The sequence below is a fragment of the Paenibacillus sp. J22FR83 genome, assembly GCF_059691955.1.
This window is the reverse complement of the sequence record NZ_JCAUAM010000008.1, coordinates 77,403-96,814: the sequence shown is the minus strand read 5'-3', so window position 1 is coordinate 96,814 and position 19,412 is coordinate 77,403. Positions and strand designations below refer to the sequence as shown.

Sequence of the window (19,412 nt, the reverse complement as noted above, 5' to 3'; positions counted from 1 at the left end):
CTATGCAGTCATCTTAGAGGTATTCATTCGACAAATTTCGCAGGCTATTCTATGTATATCGACATTTGGTATTAAAAAAATAAGGTCACATGTCATATTCCATTACATACAAATAAGGCTACCCCCGAAGGAGTAGCCCTAACACTGCAAATAAACCAAATATCGATAACATCGCACCCGAGATGCGATTAATCCATAGGAACGCTGTTCCTTTAAGGCGCTCTCGCAATAAGCCAACTATCCAACTGAGCAACAACCACCATAGCGCCGAACCTGCGAAGACGCCGATTACCAAGGAGATTGCAGGCATGAAACCTGCATCTGCGCTATCTCCAAGCCCAAGCCCCGCGAACGCACCGACGAACGACATGATCGTCATCGGATTCGTAATGGTAAGCAGCAGCGTCGAGAGATACGATTTGAACAGCGTGTCCCCTGTTGCTCTAGCGGCTTCAGCGGCTGGTTTCGAGCGGAAGGTCTGCATGCCTAAGTACACGAGGAACAGGCCGCCGACCAACTGCAGAATTACCTTTTGATCCAGCAGGAAACTCGTGATTAACGTCAAGCCAAAGCCCGCGATGAAACCGTAGATGGCATCCGCCGTTGCCGCGCCCAGCCCAGAGAGAAAGCCATGCCATCGGCCGAGCGTCAGCGTCCTGCGCATGCATAAGATTCCGATAGGCCCAACAGGTGCTGCAATGGAGAATCCTAACATCAGGCCTTTAAGCAAGGGAATCAGCCACACGTTTAGAACACCTGCTCACCATCGTAAGTAGCGATTTTCTTGTAGAGATCCGGACGACGGTCGCGGAAAATGCCCCATTCGATCCGCTGAATTTCCAGCTGATCTAGATCAAACTCTGCAACGAGAACTGTTTCCTCGTCGCGGCCAGCTTCTTCAATCAGATTGCCCTGCGGGCCTGCAATGAAAGACGAACCATAGAAATTAATGCTGGAATCCTCATCTTCTTCCTTCCCGATCCGATTCGATGCGATAACCGGCATCAAGTTGCACGCCGCGTGACCGCGCATGCACATTTGCCAGTGATCCTTCGAATCAATGGAACCATCCTGCGGCTCTGAGCCGATAGCTGTTGGGTAGAACAACAGTTCTGCCCCCATCAGGGCCATCACGCGAGCAGCTTCCGGGTACCACTGGTCCCAGCATACGCCGACGCCGATTTTGGCGTAGCGCGTTTTCCATACCTTGAACCCTGTATCGCCCGGGTTAAAATAGAACTTCTCTTCATACCCCGGACCGTCGGGGATATGGCTTTTGCGGTACGTGCCGAGCACCGAGCCATCGGCATCAATGACAGCGAGCGAGTTGTAGCGCGCGTAGTTCTTTTTCTCGTAGAAGGAGATTGGCAGCACGACGGCTAGTTCCTTGGCGATCTCACGGAAGTGATTGATCGCTTTGTTCGTCTCTAGCTCCGTTGCGTAGCGGTAGTAGTCGGATTTTTCTTTTTGGCAGAAGTAAGGCGTCTCAAAAAGCTCTTGAATCAAAATCACTTGCGCACCCTTCGCCGCGGCTTCACGCACTAATTTCTCCGCCTTGGCGATGTTTTCTTCTATGTTATCGGAACAGCTCATTTGTGTAGCTGCTACAGTCACTTTTCTCACGTGAAATCACCCTTTCTTACTGGCTGGCATTTGCTGCGTCGTGCAGTGAACATTGCCGCCTTCTTTAATGATGGACATGCCGTTAATCGTACGAATTCGACGCTCAGGGAACGCAGCTTGCAGCACTTCGATCGCCTTGCGATCCGTCTCTTCCGCCGTACCGCCAAACACCGGCAAGATGATGCCGCCGTTCACGAAATAGAAATTCAAGTAGCTCAGCGTCAAGCGCTGCTCTTCAAAAAAGGTAAGTGGCGGTTGCTCGATCTGAATGATCTCGAAAGAGCGTCCTTTCGCATCCTTCGCGCTGCGGAGAATTTCCAAATTCTCCTGCGTAATCGCATAATTAGCATCCGAAGGATCGCCACACACTTGCAGAATGATTTTGCCTGGAGCCGCGAAGCAAGCAATATTGTCCACGTGACCGTCCGTCTCGTCGCCGTCCAGCCCTTTGTTCAGCCAGATGATCTTCTCCACGTTCACGAAATCGCGGACATGCCCTTCGATCTCCTCACGGCTAAGTTCCGGGTTGCGGTTCGTGTTGAGCAGACATTCTTCCGTAGTCAAAAGCGTACCCTCTCCATCCACGTGGATGGAACCGCCCTCCATGACGATTGGAGCGTCAAAACGTTTCACACCATAGTGCTCCGCGATTTGCGGGGCTACGTTATCATCCAGATCCCACGGCGCGTATTTACCGCCCCATGCGTTGAACTTCCAGTTGACTGCTGCAATTTCTTGCTTCTTGTTCAACACGAAAGTTGGACCATTGTCGCGGAACCATGCGTCGTTATGCTGGATCTCCAGGAAATCCACATTGGATTCTGTGAACATTGCTTTTACTGTCGCTGCGTCGGAAGGGTTCACAATCACGGTAACGGGTTCAAATTCAGCGATCGCCTTCGCCAAATCCGCGTAGCCTTGAGAAACAACCGCGTGATCCTCCGGGTACACCATTGAATCTTGAACTGGCCAAGAAATAAACGTCCGCTCGTGTTCTGTCCACTCTGCTGGCATGCTATAGTTTGCATCTTTAGGTTTCGTCATCATTCGTCATCTCACTTTATCTCAATTTAGTTAATCATCTCATAGGAAAACTCAATTAAAACATCGTCTCCCATCATAACTCAAAAGCCGCCAAGGCTCAATGTAAATAGGTAGTTCCGTGACTTCACCAATACCTACCAGCATATTTAAAGGGCTTTTAATACACATTAGAAGAGGATTTCATAGACTGCATAACCGAAAGGATGGATCACTTTGGCAACTGTTCTGCATATTACTGCGCACCCTCATGATCATCAAACATCTTACAGTATGGCTGTAGGAAAAGCTTTCATCGATGCCTATCGAGAAGCTAACCCCAATGACGAAGTGATCCCCGTTGATTTGTATAGTATCCAAGTGCCGCATATTGATGCTGACGTGTTCAGCGGATGGGGCAAACTGCGCAGTGGACAGGAATTCTCCTCCTTAACTAACGATGAAAGCGCCAAGGTAGGACGCATTAATGAACTTACCGAGCAGTTCGTTGCCGCAGACAAGTACGTATTCGTCACGCCGATGTGGAATTTCTCGTTCCCTCCTGTGATGAAAGCTTACCTGGATGCTCTTTGCGTAGCTGGCAAAACGTTCAAGTACACGGCAGAAGGTCCTGTAGGCTTACTTCCTGGCAAAAAAGTACTGCATATCCAAGCGCGCGGCGGCGTGTATTCGGAAGGACCTGCGGCCGCCATGGAATCTGGTCATCGGTATATCAGCATCATTATGGGCTTCTTCGGTATTACCGACACGCAGGGGCTATTCGTAGAGGGGCATAACCAATTCCCTGATAAAGCGCAGCAAATTAAAGAGGACGCGATTGCGCGTGCGAAGGATTTGGCGAAGAGCTTTTGATAGGGGAGGTCGCCCCGAGAATAAGCTAAGTAATCGGTCAGCAGCATGAATTAGTTCGAAAAACCGAACTAAATTCACAATTTAGCTCAGCTATACTCAATTAGTCAGAATTAGCCTAACTAAATCGTGCTATTCCGCACCTGCACACGAAAAAAGGGTAAATAGTTCGGTAAAGTCGGACTATTTATCCTTTTTGGGACGGAACCTTCATTTTAAGTGGGCAAAATCGAACTATTGCAAGCTATAGCTCAAAGATGCCACCTTAACTAGGTGGCATCTTTATTTGCCGGCGGTTCTATTGAACTGTCGGCATTTTTTGGATAGAGGAACGACCTACTAGATACGGATACGTTAAATATAACCCCGCTATATAGAGAAGCACTGCTATGTAAACGGGGAGCAAGTGCACAAAATCCACGTACCCAATATGTGCATGCACGTAAAGACCTGCAACGAATCCCGGCAGTCCGCCCCATAGGAATGTCCACCATAACCAGTCTTCACCTTGATTCACACCCCAAAGCGCCGAAGCTGTTATCGCTACTGCTAAGCAAAACAATGCCCCGCCAAAGCCGGCACGATCGTGTGCGATAAGCGGAATGATAGCGTCACTCCAAGCTGTCAATTCTGCAGTCGTTAGACCTAAGTATGCTAAATCACTTGGAACGAACACCTCCGTAATGCCGACAAAGGATATCGTGAGACCTCCGATCCCCAAGCCAAAGCCAAGGATCACCAGACAGCACTGCCCCCACTGTGCTCTGAGCCAGACTCGATCATTGTGGAGTCCTGGCGGCTTGCGGGAAGGTTCATCCCTTAATCCACGCAGTGTCAACAGCAGCATCGGCAGCAGAACAACCGCAGCAGCTGTGTGAAGCGGATCCAAATAACCGTACCCCAAATACAGAAAGAAACTGCCAAAACCGACAACACAAGAGGATATGACAGCCGTTCGCGCCCAATGCAGCCCGTAACGTAAGCCGTGGTGCGCTAGCTGATAATAGAAAATACCAATAGAAATCATCGTACCCGCCAACGTAATGCGATCATGCGACATGAAATGGAGTAGATGACTGTTGAAACGGCTAATTTCAGTGCGTGATCTGCCCAGAAAATCTTCATCATAAGGCAAGACCACTGTCGTTGCTGCGATAAACCAAGCGAGCACACCGCCGATGATCATGCTTAATCCCAGCAGGCTCATCCAGCCCCAGTTCGCCCAGAATGGCGGGGTCAGCCGTGGGGATGATGCGGTAGAAAAGACAACTGATGCAGAATCTGAATCTTCATCTGATAAAACCTGTTTGTTAGTAGATATCGCAGATGCCGAAATACGCTCATACAGGATCGCTTCGTTGATCCGTTTCGGCAGCCCAGGCCCCGCGTAAACGAGCCCGCTGTGCAGCATCACGCTAGTCGCGCCTGCGCCCAGCAGCGCGAGCGCGTCCTGCGGCTGATGCACGCCGCCGGCGGCCACAATCGCGCAGCGCTCGCCTAGCGACTCGCGCAGCAGCCGGACCTTGCTCAGCTGCGCGCTGAGCAACGCAGCACCGCCGCCGACGTGCTCGCGGCGAGTGCCCGGCTCCCGCTGCGCGTCGCCGAGGACGACACCGCTGAAGCTTCGCGCGGTGTCTATGACTGCCTGCAGCTCGCCCTCGGGGAGCTGCGGCGGCACAACAACCAGCACCGGCTTGCCCGGGGCAGCCACTTGTGCCAGCTGGCCTACCTCCGCGAGGTACGCCAAAGCTTTGTCCAATGGCCAGCCTTCGGCTAGGCCATCGAGGGTGAACCCCGCCGCGTACGGCGCTAGCTTAGTGAGCAGCTCCCCCTGCTCACTAAGCGCTTCGCGCGGCGAGCTCCCCGGCATCGGCCGCAGCCGCACGAAGTGCGGCAGTCGATGCCCCGTGCCCTTGCGCAGGCGCGCGGCGAACGCGTCCGCGCCGTCGTTCTCGTAGCCATCGGGGAACACGATGGCTTCTTCGTTTGCCATGTGAGTAATCGATGCATGGCACTGCACGGCTCGGACCGTCACTGGTCCGAGCTCGATGAACCCGAGCCCGAACTGGGCGAGGGCTTTGTGCGCGGTGCCCTGCGGGTCAAGCCCGCCGCTGAGCCCGACAGGGCAGGCAATCGGCACGCCTGCCAGCTCGGTTGCGAGCAGTGGCGACATTTCCATGTGACCCATCGTGCGGATCACAAAGGTCCCCCCAGGAATGCGACTTAGCCCTCCTATCGCATGAAGCGTAAGATCTCTTGCCCTACGCCCGCTAAGGCGAAAAAGCAGCGGTTTAAACAACGTATGATACGACCAATCGGGCATAGGCCGCCTCCCCTTATGGATGATATATCCAGTATAACGTGTATCCGCCTCTGTGCACATAGACACACTTTGTTCCGATTCCCTGTGATTCTAATCACAGGGGTGCCCTTCCTTTATTCGTTATACTAGGGGCATAAAGTTATTCTAATGGAAATGAGATGATCCCTCATGCTAAGCGAACAAACGATCCAAATCATTAAATCCACTGTGCCAGTCCTAGAAGTTCACGGTGTAGCGATAACCAAACGTTTCTATCAAAGACTATTCACGGCTCACCCCGAGCTCTTGAATCTGTTCAATCACGCTAATCAAAAACAAGGCAGACAACAAACCGCTCTCGCCAACGCCGTTTACGCAGCAGCCCTGCATATTGATCGACTAGAAATGATCTTACCCGCTGTCAAACAAATTGCCCATAAACATCGCAGCTTGGGTGTAAAACCGGAGCAATATCCCATCGTTGGAGAGCATTTGTTAGCCGCTATTAAAGAAGTCCTAGGTGATGCCGCGACAGATGAAATTCTCGCAGCTTGGGCTGAAGCCTACGGAGTCATCGCTAGTGCATTCATTGGCATTGAGTCTGATATGTACACAAATTCGGCACTGCAAACAGGCGGATGGTCCGACTTCAGACCCTTCGTCATCGTTCGCAAAGAAAGAGAAAGCGACGTCATCACCTCCTTTTACCTAACGCCGCAGGATCAAGGTCCGATTGCAGCTTTTGAAGCTGGACAGTATGTCAGTATCCGTGTTCAAATCCCTGGTGATGAGCACACGCATATTCGGCAGTATAGCCTCTCCCATACCTCGGGTAAGCCATTCTACCGGATTTCAGTTAAACGCGAAGACACCACCCCCGATGTCCCAGCAGGTAAGGTATCCGTCTATTTGCACAACCAGATTCAAGAGGGCGACGTCGTCTGGCTTTCCGCTCCAGCTGGCGACTTTACGCTAGATTCAGCAGATACACGACCAGTTACACTGCTTAGCGGCGGTGTCGGCCTTACCCCTATGGTGAGTATGCTGCATGCACTTGTCACTACGCAGCCAGATCGTAAAGTTACTTTCATCCATGCTGCTCAGAATGGCGAGCATCATGCACTCCGAGCAGAAGTCGAGCAACTAGCTAAGGATCACCCTCAGGTCACAATTGCTTGGTGCTATGCTCAGCCTACAGCTGACGATCGGGGTTCGCAGGCTTTCCACAAAGAGGGCTATCTCGATCTGCCTTGGATCCAGAGCCTTGTGCCAACTACGGATGGCAGCTTTTACTTCTGCGGACCGTTACCGTTCATGAAAACAGTGAACCAATCGCTCATCGCATGGGGCGTTCCGGAAGCAGATCGTCATTACGAATTCTTTGGACCAGCTGGTGCACTCTCCTAAATCCACAAAAGGCTCTGTTCGTTATGCGACAGGGCCTTTTTCGGTTAAGGGCAGCGCAGGCGAGTCTAACTAACTGGAAAATATCCATCTATTTGAGCTTATTTCGAGCGAATGGGATGATTAACTGGATTTTGTACAGGTATTTTCGCTACCTTTCATAAACTTGAGGTAAAACACTGAAATTAACTACATAAAATCCAGCTATTCCTATTTTGGCGCTACATTCCACTCATTTAACAGCAGAAAATCCATCTAATTTGTTGGAGGGGGAAGTCGAACCGTCGGGGGATGGTTGGTGGGAGGAGTTGAGGAGGAGTCGGGGCGTAGTTGAGAAGTATTTGGGAAGTAATTGCGAGTAGTTAGGGAGTAAGAGTAGTTAGGAGTAGTTAGGTGTAGTTAGGTGTAGTTGAGTAGTTAGGTGTAGTTGAGTAGTTAGGTGTAGTTGAGTAGTTAGGTGTAGTTGAGTAGTTAGGTGTAGTTGAGTAGTTAGGTGTAGTTGAGTAGTTAGGAGTAGTTGAGTAGCTGTTGGGAAATAGAAGTAGCTAGAGAGTAGCAGCGGGGTTTGCATCTCTTAAATTGAAAGAAGCGCCTTCCCTTCGAATAGGGGCATTTCATTTAGTGAAAGGGAGCTCCCCTTAGGCTATGAGGTTTAATGACTCACGTTCTCCCCGTTTCACGCAACAACCGGTTCACGGTTTCACGACGAAGCCCGATGAACTGTCCTATTTCCTCTTGCGTAAGCACGTCGGTCAGCTTCAAGGTGCCGATATACTTCTGGAACCATGCCTCCATTTTCAGCAATTTTGCCGCTGGGGCAACTGCTGTCAGCTGGTCAATCCGCTGCTGCATCATGCGCAGCTTCTCCTGCAATTGGCGCGCAATGGTGCGGTAGTGCTCTGGATTGCTCTCCAAGTCCTCATACCAGTGGATGGCTGGTAGTACCTCAACCTCACTCGTCACTAGTGCAATGGCTGTAGCATAATAGGCACTTGGACTAATCAACGAATGATGCGGGATCGTCTCACCAGGCACAATGATATTGACGAGCGTCGTATTGCCGTCTTCATGTGAACGGACAATTTTCAACAGCCCCTCATGCAGCCTGAATAGCGAGCCGGACTCTCCTTGCCGGAATAAAATTTCACCCTTGTGCAGTTTCATCTAGGTATCTCCTTTAATGAGCAAAAAAGCGACAGCACCTTCGGCTGATCGCTTTTTCATTTACACACGGCTGTAGACGTGCTATAGCTCTTTCTTCAACGGTTCGACGAGCGGTGTCCGGAACACCTGTCGCACTTGCGTTAATTTGCCAGACAAGCTCACGTACCAATTCAATTTCTCCACTTTGCCAATAAGCCAAATCGAGATCAATAATCCTGTTAGCGATACGAAAACGGCAATCGGCAAGGCCCACATGGAAACCGGATGAGCGAAATAAGGGATGAAAGAAACCGCCAAGATCGGTGCCGCATTCCATTTGAAAAACTGAATGAGTGTAATTGTCACTACGGCTGTCAGGAAAAAGGAAACAGCGCCTGTGCTAATGGTATAAAAAATACTGCCCATCGTAACCGCAATAATGGCTCCGATAATAATACGACGTATTTCTCTTATATTGTCTACACGATGCATGAAAAGAAAACTAAATGCGCCCAGCGTTGGGTAAAAGACCATCTTCAGTGATGGAAAGTGATAGGATGCCCAATAAGCTCCCATCAGATAACAGCAAATCACAAGCGAACGAAGAAACATCGTTGGTTCCCGTCCTTTTCTATATGAGATTCATGAGGCCGCTCACGTTCTAAACCAGACCCCTCCCATTTTACAAAAAAGACAGAGAGTCAGTCAACAACTTTACATGACACTTTATGTCATTTTTTCCTCATTTGGAGTGTGATTAGCTCCGATCCACCGACACCGTCGTCGATGCAAAGAACTTCGTCACCGCAAAAGACGCCGCCCCAAGCACAGTCGAACGATCCCCGAGTTCTGAAAATTCCACCTTCAACTGCTTGCGCGGATGCGGTAGCGAACGTTTCTTCAACAGTTCCAACAGCGGCTTCATCAGCCACTTCTCCCCGCCCGCTAACCGTCCGCCAAGAATAATAAATTCCGGATTATACCCGTTAATGATGTTCACTACACCGACCCCAAGATAGTAGCCCAGCCGTTCAAAAAGCTGAATGACCCCTGCGTCGCCACTCTCCGCTTTGGTTAATAACGACTCCAGGTCGACTTCGTGCCCTAACTCTCTCCCCGCTTGCTCCAGCAACGCATGTTCCGATGCATAAAGCTCCCAGCAGCCTAAGCTGCCGCAGCGGCACTTCGGACCATCATGCTGAATCGAGATGTGGCCAATTTCGCCGGAGAAACCCGTCGCGCCGCGGTACAGCTCGTTTTTGATAATAATGCCCGCACCGATTCCCATACCGATCGAGACATAAATCAGATTCGCCGTGTCTTTGCCCGCACCGAATTGCTTCTCACCAACTGCCCCGGCATTCGCTTCATTATCGATGACAACAGGAAGTCCGAATTCCGCTTCTAGTTCGCTCTGTAACGACACATTTTCCCAACCCAAATTCGGGGCGAACAATAAATTCCCTTCCTCATCCACGATGCCTGGCACTCCAAGGCCGATACCAATAACACCATACACACTCTCTGGTGCTGTTTCAATTAAGGCTCGAATCGTCCCTTTGAGTAGGTTCGTAACCTGCTCTACCGATTCATTATGATGTTGGATTCGCTTCTCGCGAATCACTTTTCCCGTCAAATCGGTGAGCACAGCCAACATATCGTGCACGCCAAGATCCACGCCAATCGCATATCCAGCCGTTCCGTTGAATAGCAGCATCATCGGCTTACGCCCGCCGCTCGATTCTCCAGCACCAATTTCCTGCACTAAGGAGCTCTCAATCAGTTCATTCACGAGACTGGATACCGTCGCTTTCGTCAGTCCTGTAATCTCGGCTATTTTAGCTCGAGAGATTGGTGAGTCCGTGCGAATATGATGCAAGACGATCGTTTTATTTATCTTTTTCACGAGGTTTAAGTCGCCTGTTTGTTTCATAATTATCCTCCATACCGTTCCAAATCCTACGAGTCATCGCTATGGAAATGATTCTAACATAGAAGACTTTTTCACGCACTAACTAAGTTTGTTTAATGAATTTACAAACTTTCGGAATGATGCTATGATGACTTCATAAGCACTTATCATTCATTTATACGGAGGCTGAATTCATGAGCTACTTTGACAATGTACAACAAGTGAAATACGAGGGCCCGACATCCACGAACCCACTTTCCTTTAAATTTTACAACCCTGATCAAGTTATTCTAGGCAAAACAATGCGCGAACATATGCGTTTCGCAGTCGCTTACTGGCACTCCTTCTCCGCTAATGGTTCAGATCCATTCGGTGCGGGTACGAACGTCCGTGCATGGGACAAATACGAAGGCATGGAGCTGTTGAAAGCTCGCGTTGACGCATGTTTTGAGCTTCTGCACATTTTGGATGTGGACTACTTCGCATTCCATGACCGTGACATTGCATATGAAGGCAACACCCTGCAAGAAACTAACGCAATCCTTGATGAAATTGTTGGCGTAATCAAGGACAAAATGGCTTCCACTGGCAAAAAGCTGCTTTGGAACACAGCGAACATGTTTACCAACCCACGTTTCGTTCACGGGGCTGCGACTTCCAATAATGCAGAAGTTTTTGCTTATGCAGCAGCGCAAGTGAAGAAAGCTTTGGACCACGCCAAGGAACTTGGCTCCGAAAACTACGTGTTCTGGGGCGGGCGTGAAGGGTATGAAACGCTTTTGAACACGGATCTTGGTCTTGAACTCGACAACCTTGCTCGCTTCCTGCACATGGCTGTCGATTATGCCAAAGAAATCGGCTACACAGGACAATTCCTAATCGAGCCTAAACCGAAAGAGCCTTCCAAGCACCAATACGATTTCGATGCTGCAACAACACTTTCATTCTTGCAAAAATATGACCTGCTTCCATACTTCAAATTAAACCTTGAAGCGAACCATGCAACGCTTGCTGGTCACACGTTCGAGCACGAGCTTCGTGTAGCGCGCGTTAACGGCATTCTTGGCTCCATCGATGCGAACCAAGGCGACTTGTTGCTAGGTTGGGATACAGATGAGTTCCCTACAGACCTGTATGCGACAACAATGGCGATGTACGAAATCCTTTTGAACGAAGGCGGAATCGGCAGCGGCGGTGTAAACTTCGACGCGAAAGTTCGCCGTACTTCTTTCGAAGCGATCGACGTTGTGTATGCACACATCGCAGGTATGGACGCATTTGCGCGCGGCTTGCAAGTTGCAGCTAAATTGATCGAAGATAAAGTATTCGATAACATCCTTGATACGCGCTACGGCTCCTTCAAGTCCGGCATCGGCGCTGACATCGTTTCTGGCAAAGCAGACTTCAAGTCGCTTGAAGCTTATGCCCTTGCGAACAACGGACCGATCGTAAACCAATCCGGCCGTTTGGAATTGATCAAGGCGACTGTGAATCAATATTTGACTAATGCTTAATTCGTAGCACAAAAATCCCGCTTCAGCCGTTGGCTGGGGCGGGATTTTCAAGGTTATTCAAGCTTAAGGAGCTAACTAACTGGATTTTATGTAGTTATTTCTGCCCTAAAAGCTGTTTTAATCCAAATAGATGGAAAATATGTAGTTAAATCGTCCTAACTCGCTTGAATCCCACGATAGTGACCTTTTTAACTGTAGTTTTTCCATCTAATCTTCTAAACGAGCGATTTAGGTGGAAAATAACTGTAGTTTTTCCAGTTAAGTAGCCGCTGAAACGAGTGGAGATACGCAAAAGCCACCAAGCAAAAATCCCACTCCAGCCACGGCTGGGGCGGGATTTTCTTGCTTATTTCAGTGCATCGCGGATCGCATCTTCGATCTGAACCATCGGATCGCTGCTCGGGGCCTTATAAAGCCCGCTAGCCCCAGCGGCCTCGGCGCTCACGGCTTTGTCATCCTCGACCAGCTTCTGCAGCAGCGTTCGCGTGCTGCCCTTGAGCTGGGTCTGGATGGCGCGATACGCCACCGCGACCATCTCGTCGCGGCGGAAGACTGCGCCTTGCGCGATCAGCTGCGCCTCATCCGCGCTGAGCAAGCCACTTGTCGCCGCAAGCTCGCTAGCCGACTGCGGCTCTGCCTCTGCATAGCCGAGCGCGCGCAGCGTCAGCGCCAAGAACTGCTCGCCGGTGATGCTTGCATCCGGCGCAAACTGCACGTCGGTGACACCGTGCACCAACGCTTTACTGAACGCGAAGCCAACGGACTTCGCGGCCCAGTGCGTCGCCGGCACATCCGTGAACGGCGAGCTCAGCCCTTGCGCATTCGCGGCGGTGGCCTCCCAGCCGAACAGACGCAGCAGCATCGTGGCGCCTTGCGCACGAGTTAGCGTCTGGTCAAGCTCGTAGCCGCGATCCGTACCTTGAAACAGCTGCAGCTTGTTCAAGCTATCGGCTTCAGCCGTGTGCTTCACCCCAGCCTCCGCAGCCCAGGCTGTTGCAACGAGTACTGTAGATAAAAGCACAGTTCCAGCTGTTGTCAGCGCTATCTTTTTAACCATAGATACCTTACCTAAGAATCCTCTCATCGCTGCACCGCCTGATTCGCGCCTTTATGACGGAGTGTGGAGAGATCGATTACGTAGGAAGTCTCCGTTAACCCCTGGAAAAAAGGATCCACAGAACCTGCCAAATCCCATTTAAAACTAATCGCAAAATCCATCGGATTGGCGTAATCATCCCACTTGCGTGTCAGTCTAATCGTTTTCCAGCCATCGGAGTAATCTTTGACCACGCTTTTATCCGTTAGCTTTTTACCTGTCACGAACTCAGTACTCTGCCCTCTTGCTTGATTGTTCCTATTATAAATAGGCCCTCCACCATTGGATAACCCCCGCGCAGTATGCACGCCATCTGTAACGCTAATGAACTCCTCTGTGAAGGAATAGCCCGTCGGCATCGTTAACTTAACTACACCATACAACACTTGCAATGGCTTAGCAGCATCATTATAAACCGCTTCATACACTGACTTGGACACCGTAGCTTTCTCTCCTGTTGCTTGTGGATACGCGGTAAATTCGGCTGCATATAGCACTTGAATATCCTGCATCTCATACGTGATACTGCCAGGCTTCGTGACAGCTTGCTCAGCACCTAACACAGGAACTGTAAAACCAAGACAGCCTAATAACATGAAGACAGTGATTACTTTACTTATTTTCCTAATCATACCAATCCCCTCCCATTCATAGATTACTAGATGATTAGAAGACTGGCAATATTTTCTATATAGGCTAGAAAACAAAATAACCCAGCTCTGCTAACGAAGCGGAGAAGGGTTATTTTATCAGTCTAAGCTTGTTTCAGACTAATCTTCCACCTTAAACTCATTTGCATGTACATGCTGCGCAGGAGTTAACGCATCCTCATCGTTATTGTCACGGACTGTTTTTTGAAGAACGAACGAGGACATCGTCAAGAATAAAGCCGTAACAGCATAGTACCCTTTAACAGAAAGCAACTGCTCCAAGTTAATGATCCCAATGAACATCCCGAGCAAGGCTAGGGCAAATGAGCTCCACGCTAAGAAGGTAAAAGCTGATGTATTCCGTTTGCGGGATTCGTACCCATCCTCCAGATTATCACGAATGACTTTCTGCAAAACGAATGCCGACATAGTGAGAAACAGTGCACACACCGCAAAATATCCCTTTACGCTCAGTGATTCTTCAAGTGTATATATCCCAATGAACATTGCTACGAAAGCTCCAATAAAGGACGCCCACGCCATAAAAGTAAACGCCGTTGTATTTCTTCTCCGTTGATTCATCATTTTAAAATCCCCCTATCGTTGCCAAGCAACGTTATGAATGTCTTGCTCTTGATACTGAGTATATGGTACTCCGCGTAATCTAAATAGTACTATTTTCCAATAGTACCTAGTCCTAAGACTAAGCCTATAACTTGGTCGCCCGCTGTAAGCGTGAAAAACACCGCTACAGCGCGACCAGCACCTCTACATACCCGGCTCACCCGCTGTAAGCGTGAAAAACATCGTTACAGCGCGACCTGCACCTCTACATACCCAGCTCACCCGCTGTAAGCGTGAAAAACATCGTTACAGCGCGACCAGCACCTCTACATCCCCAGTTCACCTGCTGTAAGCGTGAAAAACATCGTTACAGCGCGACCTACACCTCTTCATACCACGGTTCGCCCGCTGTAAGCGTGAAAAACACCGTTACAGCGCGACAAACACCTCTACATCCCCTTTCCGCTTGCATTACTTGGAACAATTTGACACTCTCCATTTAGTACTGTATAGTACTACTCATGACAAAAACAAAAAGAATAACCAACCGCGATGTTGTAATTCAGACCGCTAAGCACCTCTTTCTGACTCAGGGTTATTTGGCGACGAGTATGGATGAAATTGTGGTCACCAGCAAGGTGTCCAAGACGAATATTTACTATTATTTCAAAAGCAAGGAAGAACTCTTAGCCGCGATTCTGGATGGGCTTATTGGGGCCTATACACAGCAGATGCAAGAGATCGCAGCTCGATCTGACATAAGTGTACAGAACCGTTTTGAACTGTTCCTTCAAAGCATGGCAGGACAGGATACCAGGTTCTTAGCTGGCTGCCCCTTCCTCACGCTGTATACACAGATGCCGCAGGAGGCGGGTGAACTTAGGCGGAAGGTAGGAATGTTTTTCCAGGGGCAAATGCATCTCGTGGAAAACCTGCTTCTCGAAGGTGTGCGCAACGGAGAGTTCTCTCCAACTCTTCCTACAAAAGCTATCGCCGGACTTATCGTTTCAACACTCGAAGGCGCCCTATTCCTGCAGCATGCGAATCAAGATCCCGCTTTGCTGAATCAAACACTGACTACTTTAGCTCACTTGCTAAAGTAATTTTTTTAATCTTAATTAGTACTAATCAGTACTACGAAATTATAAATGGAGGTTATTCATTTGGCACATATTTTTATAACTGGTGGCACAGGATTTATCGGAACTCATACGTTAGCGCAACTTTCTCAAGAGAGTCACACGGTGTCTGTGCTTGTGCGGTCAAGTTCGAGATGGGAGCAAATTTGTAAGGAGCTAGGTTGGTCAGACAGCACTGATACCGATAGTAATCGCATCCTCCCTGTCATAGGCGACTTGGGTATGCCAGGTCTTGGCTTGAGTACCGCTGACAGAGAAAGGGTTCTGACCGCAGAAATTATTATCCATGCAGGCGGGCCAATGGATATTCGGATCAGCGAGGCGGAGGCGAGGAAAGTTTTCCTGCAGGCCGCAGAGGAAATGCTTCAATTGGCTGCAGATATTCAGCAGCGCGGGGGGTTACAGCATTTTATCCATGTGGTCGGGTTCAAAAGCCCCTGGACGGACGAAAACATTCACCATCCCGCTCCCGTCATCGCACACTTGGAACAGGGTCCTCCCTATGAGCTGATGAAGTGTCTGGCGGATTTGCGCATTCGGCAAGGCGCTCAGGAGCTGGGATTCCCTCTTTCGATTGTTCATCCCAGTGTGGTCATCGGCAGCTCGCTGCATGGAGAAACGCCACAAACCGGCGGTCTCGGCATTCTTGTTCGAGCTACAGCACGGGGCCTGATGTCATTCGTGCCTGGCGGCTCTACACATTGGTTGCCGCTGGTCCATGTCGATCATGTCGCCTCTTTCATCAACTTATTAACCAAAGAAGCTGCGCCGTCTACGCAGACCTACTATTTGTTAGATGATCCGGAGGGGAGTCCGTCCATGCAGGCATTAGTCACTAAGATAGCCAAAGAACTGCGTGTTCGTAAACCACATGGTTCCCTCTCGCCAAAGTCGCTCAGCAAGTTTCTAAGTACATCGCTAGGGCAAAAGTTAGGTATCCCCAAGGAGTCCCTTGAATTTATTGTGAAAAAGAGCACCCCTTATCCGCTTGGTCCGAAAGATAGCTTGCTGCACAAACATAAGCTTCCGAATAAGGTTCAGGAAGAGATGCTCCCTGCTACGTTGGCGGATTTGGATTTTCAGCTCGTACATGGGTATATGCCTACCAAGGGTTTTGTGCGAGGGAAGCGAGGGCCATTGGCTAGTCTGGAGCGAAGCGGAACTGGGATGCGTACATCGCTAGACGGGGTGGAAGGGAGCAATGCTGGACTTCGATTGGAACAAAAGCCTGCGGAGCAGCCCAAAAACGCCCTTCTCTTCGTACACGGCATACTCAGCGGAGCGGATTGCCTGCTCCCTCTCGCGGCGCAGTTCCCCGAGCATGACGTCTGCCTGGTCGATCTGCCAGGCTTTGGCCGCTCCCCCTACCATCACGCAGCCGACGTGATGGAGGGCCACATCGCAGCGCTTGTCGCGGCGATCCGCGCCTTCGACAGCCCGGTCACGCTCGTGGGCCACTCGCTAGGCGGCCTCCTGGCCGCCCACGCCTACGCCCGCGTGCCGGAGCGGATCCACAGGCTGCATCTGCTGCAGCCTGCCCTGCACCCCGCCGCGCGCATGTACCGCAGCGCGCGTCTCAACCAGCTCGCGCTGCGCCGGCTGCGCGAGCCAAACCTGCGGAAGCAGCTGCTGGCGCAGCGCTGCTTCGTGGACATAAGTGACATACCGACTTCGTATGTCACTTATGTCCTGCAAGAGATGCAGTCGCCGCGTGTGCGGAAGACGACTGCCGAGACCCTCTCTGCGCTGGCTCGCGCAGAGGCGTTACCTCCGCAGCAGCAGGCAGAGCTGCTGCGGAAGGCTTCGATCCTGTGGGGCACCCAGGATCACGCCCTCCCTCAGGCGGCGGTGCTTCGCGCCGCCCGGGTGGTCGAGATCGATGCCGCGCATCACTTCCCGATCTCGCATCCAGAGCTTACAGCCAAGCTGCTTCGGCAGCAAGGGCTGTAAGCTCTTTCCTCACCTCATCTGCTGCTTTCATCTTCTATCTGCCTCTAATTCATCTACTGCATTCATCTTTTCATCCGCCCTTCATTCGTCTGTCCCATTCACCTTTCCGTCTCTCCGTACCCATCCCCCGCCCCGAATCTCCCTCACTATGAGTACTAAGTAATCTGAGCTGTAATTTGTGTTATGTGCGTAATGTGGGACTATGTGCGTTATGTGCTTAATTGGAAAGTAGTAACAATAAGAAAAATTCCGAAAAAGTCGTGTATGCAATAAGCCCTCCCCCTGTCAAAAGTGCAAAAGAGCACTTTTCAAACGTATCCCTCCCTCTTTTATTGGAAATTGTTGCAAATAAGCATCAATTTAGAGTGATTTCAGGAAATTAACCTATTTTCATTCGAAAAGGTTGCCTTTTTGCACTTATTCACTACTTTCGAGCACAAATGTGCAGAAAAGGTTGTATTTTTGCATCTTTGAGAAGCGGAAGACGCAGAGGAAGAACGCGAGAAGAGGAATCGCATCGAATAAAGTGAGCAGTTCCGCCAACGCCAGCGATTTCCCCTCTGCCGATCCGCCACCTCGCTACCTAACTAAGCACATTCCCCCTACGCGGCTCCCCAGAGGCGAGCTCTTTATCTTTTTCTCCAAAGTTTCTCCCAAGACATTCACCTAACGCCTATCAGCGGAATAACATATGAGAAAACCTTTGACGCGGTCATTCCTGGGATGAGCGGCCACGGTTAAGAGGTTAGTTTTATCGAAAAGCAGGCTCGGATACAGTCATTTCCGACTCCCCATTTCCTGAGCCTCCCACTTTTGGGGTGTCTCAGTTGAGCTATAGCGGAATTTCAGCCACTGAGACTACCAGATAGGGCGGCTCGGTCATTTTTTAAGGAGGCATAACTTATGCAAATTCACGTTGTCCAGAAGGGGCAAACGTTGTATCGTATTTCGCAAACCTACGGCGTATCGGTCGAGGAGGTCGCAGAGGCGAACGAGTTAACTCCCTCTCAATCGTTAGTCATCGGACAGGCATTAGTCATTCCCATTGTTGGTTCCTACTATTGGGTGCAGCCTGGTGAGGGCCTGTATCGAATCGCACAAAAGCTCGGCATTGACCTTGACGTCCTTGCGTCAACCAATGGGCTTACCCTATATCAACCATTGCCGAGCGGTTTCCGCTTATATATCCCCCCTACCCCGCGCAAACAAGCCGAAGTCAATGCTTATATTGAACCTAGAGGGACGGATGTGTCACCTGTTCTCGTTCAAGCTGCCCGTGAGGCTGCGCCTCATTTGACCTACTTAGCTCCCTTCAGCTTCCGGATTAACCGCGATGGTACCCTGGTACAGCCACCACTTGATCATTTGCAAGACATCGCCAAGCAGCATGGCGTCACCCTTATGATGGTGGTTACCAATCTCGAGAATGATCAATTCAGCGCAGAACTTGGGCATGTCATTCTAACTGACGAAGCTGTTCAAAATCGACTGCTCGATACGATCGAAACGACAGCGGATAAGCTGGGGTTTAAAGATATTCATTTTGACATTGAACATCTGCATCCTACAGATCGAGAAGCATATAACAAATTCCTGCGTAAAGCAGTAGACCGCTTCCATCGCAAAGGCTATCTCGTCTCCACCGCGCTAGCACCCAAAACAAGTGCAACACAAGCAGGTGCTTGGTATGAAGCTCATGATTATAAAGCCCATGGCCAGATTGTCGATTTTGTCATAATCATGACCTATGAGTGGGGTTACAGCGGCGGACCGCCTATGGCCGTTTCTCCTATTGGACCTGTTCGCAAAGTGTTGGAGTACGCACGCAGTGAAATGCCCTCTTCCAAAATCATGATGGGTCAAAATTTATACGGTTACGACTGGACCCTGCCTTTTGTCCAAGGTGGCGCCTACGCTAAAGCGATTTCGCCGCAAGCAGCTATAGACTTGGCCCGCAAATATAACGCGCAAATTTTATATGACTACACTGCTCAAGCACCGCATTTTAACTATTGGGATGACGCGGGTAAAGAGCATACCGTCTGGTTCGAGGACGCTCGCTCGATTCAAGCCAAATTTCATTTGATCGAAGAGCTCGGACTTCGCGGTATCAGTTATTGGAAGCTTGGACTCAAGTTCCCGCAGAACTGGCTGCTCCTTGAAGACAACTTCAAAATTGTGAAACGCGGTTGAACCTTGAACCCCTGCAAGCGCGTGAAAAGCCG

At 50.1% G+C, this 19,412-nt stretch carries 16 protein-coding genes and 1 pseudogene; 6 read left to right on the top strand and 11 right to left on the bottom strand.

Features of this window, described 5'->3' with window-relative positions; all coding sequences use genetic code 11:
• Positions 1 to 118 precede the first annotated feature (118 nt).
• From AC58PV_RS15875 to AC58PV_RS15865, 3 genes are read right to left on the bottom strand one after another with little or no spacing between them, the layout of a single operon-like run.
• The gene (locus AC58PV_RS15875) at positions 119 to 745 is read right to left on the bottom strand and encodes a LysE family translocator (protein WP_497433195.1); all 627 of its coding nucleotides are present in this window, start codon (positions 743 to 745) and stop codon (positions 119 to 121) included.
• A 2-nt stretch (positions 746 to 747) separates the two neighbouring features.
• Positions 748 to 1,623, bottom strand: a complete 876-nt coding sequence (gene aguB, locus AC58PV_RS15870; RefSeq protein ID WP_173120578.1) for an N-carbamoylputrescine amidase — start codon at positions 1,621 to 1,623, stop codon at positions 748 to 750.
• Between the two features lie 6 nt (positions 1,624 to 1,629).
• Positions 1,630 to 2,670 carry an agmatine deiminase family protein gene (locus tag AC58PV_RS15865; RefSeq protein ID WP_497433194.1) on the bottom strand — a complete coding sequence of 347 codons (1,041 nt, stop codon included), beginning with the start codon at positions 2,668 to 2,670 and terminating at the stop codon, positions 1,630 to 1,632.
• Between the two features lie 210 nt (positions 2,671 to 2,880).
• Between AC58PV_RS15865 and AC58PV_RS15860 the strand changes: the two genes are divergently transcribed.
• Entirely contained in the window at positions 2,881 to 3,516 is a 636-nt protein-coding gene (locus AC58PV_RS15860) for an FMN-dependent NADH-azoreductase (protein ID WP_497433193.1), read from the top strand.
• A gap of 295 nt (positions 3,517 to 3,811) precedes the next feature.
• On the opposite strand, the gene AC58PV_RS15855 is transcribed toward AC58PV_RS15860, so the two are convergent.
• The gene (locus AC58PV_RS15855; RefSeq protein WP_497433393.1) at positions 3,812 to 5,686 is read right to left on the bottom strand and encodes a beta/alpha barrel domain-containing protein; all 1,875 of its coding nucleotides are present in this window, start codon (positions 5,684 to 5,686) and stop codon (positions 3,812 to 3,814) included.
• A 318-nt stretch (positions 5,687 to 6,004) separates the two neighbouring features.
• On the opposite strand from AC58PV_RS15855, the gene hmpA reads away from it, so the two are divergent.
• A complete protein-coding gene (gene hmpA, locus AC58PV_RS15850; RefSeq protein WP_497433192.1) occupies positions 6,005 to 7,222 on the top strand; it encodes an NO-inducible flavohemoprotein in 1,218 nt (405 codons plus the stop codon).
• Positions 7,223 to 7,879: 657 nt separating this feature from the next.
• Here the strand turns inward: hmpA and AC58PV_RS15845 are convergent.
• The 3 genes from AC58PV_RS15845 to AC58PV_RS15835 form a co-directional block, all read right to left on the bottom strand.
• A complete protein-coding gene (locus AC58PV_RS15845; protein ID WP_497433191.1) occupies positions 7,880 to 8,383 on the bottom strand; it encodes a Crp/Fnr family transcriptional regulator in 504 nt (167 codons plus the stop codon).
• 81 nt (positions 8,384 to 8,464) lie between these two features.
• On the bottom strand, positions 8,465 to 8,974 hold the full coding sequence (locus AC58PV_RS15840) for a hypothetical protein (RefSeq protein ID WP_497433190.1): 510 nt from the start codon (positions 8,972 to 8,974) through the stop codon (positions 8,465 to 8,467).
• A 145-nt stretch (positions 8,975 to 9,119) separates the two neighbouring features.
• Positions 9,120 to 10,295: an ROK family protein gene (locus AC58PV_RS15835; RefSeq protein WP_497433189.1), complete on the bottom strand. Its 1,176-nt coding sequence runs from the start codon at positions 10,293 to 10,295 to the stop codon at positions 9,120 to 9,122.
• A 173-nt stretch (positions 10,296 to 10,468) separates the two neighbouring features.
• On the opposite strand from AC58PV_RS15835, the gene xylA reads away from it, so the two are divergent.
• A complete protein-coding gene (gene xylA / locus AC58PV_RS15830; RefSeq protein ID WP_497433188.1) occupies positions 10,469 to 11,788 on the top strand; it encodes a xylose isomerase in 1,320 nt (439 codons plus the stop codon).
• Between the two features lie 346 nt (positions 11,789 to 12,134).
• Here xylA and AC58PV_RS15825 read toward each other — a convergent pair whose 3' ends face one another.
• From AC58PV_RS15825 to AC58PV_RS15810, 4 genes and pseudogenes are all read right to left on the bottom strand, one after another.
• Complete coding sequence (locus AC58PV_RS15825; RefSeq protein ID WP_497433187.1) at positions 12,135 to 12,758, bottom strand: S-layer homology domain-containing protein; 624 nt, start codon at positions 12,756 to 12,758, stop codon at positions 12,135 to 12,137.
• A 110-nt stretch (positions 12,759 to 12,868) separates the two neighbouring features.
• Entirely contained in the window at positions 12,869 to 13,516 is a 648-nt protein-coding gene (locus AC58PV_RS15820) for a hypothetical protein (protein ID WP_497433186.1), read from the bottom strand.
• A gap of 138 nt (positions 13,517 to 13,654) precedes the next feature.
• Positions 13,655 to 13,924, bottom strand: a complete 270-nt coding sequence (locus AC58PV_RS15815; protein WP_497433392.1) for a YiaA/YiaB family inner membrane protein — start codon at positions 13,922 to 13,924, stop codon at positions 13,655 to 13,657.
• Positions 13,916 to 14,116, bottom strand: a pseudogene (locus tag AC58PV_RS15810) (YiaA/YiaB family inner membrane protein); the annotation flags it as partial. The gene AC58PV_RS15815 and the pseudogene AC58PV_RS15810, both read right to left, overlap by 9 nt.
• 503 nt (positions 14,117 to 14,619) lie before the next feature.
• Between AC58PV_RS15810 and AC58PV_RS15805 the strand changes: the two are divergent.
• From AC58PV_RS15805 to AC58PV_RS15795, 3 genes are all read left to right on the top strand, one after another.
• On the top strand, positions 14,620 to 15,201 hold the full coding sequence (locus AC58PV_RS15805) for a TetR/AcrR family transcriptional regulator (protein ID WP_497433185.1): 582 nt from the start codon (positions 14,620 to 14,622) through the stop codon (positions 15,199 to 15,201).
• A 45-nt stretch (positions 15,202 to 15,246) separates the two neighbouring features.
• On the top strand, positions 15,247 to 17,187 hold the full coding sequence (locus AC58PV_RS15800) for an alpha/beta fold hydrolase (protein ID WP_497433184.1): 1,941 nt from the start codon (positions 15,247 to 15,249) through the stop codon (positions 17,185 to 17,187).
• A gap of 903 nt (positions 17,188 to 18,090) precedes the next feature.
• Positions 18,091 to 19,380 carry a glycosyl hydrolase family 18 protein gene (locus tag AC58PV_RS15795; protein ID WP_497433183.1) on the top strand — a complete coding sequence of 430 codons (1,290 nt, stop codon included), beginning with the start codon at positions 18,091 to 18,093 and terminating at the stop codon, positions 19,378 to 19,380.
• The last annotated feature ends 32 nt before the right edge of the window (positions 19,381 to 19,412 follow it).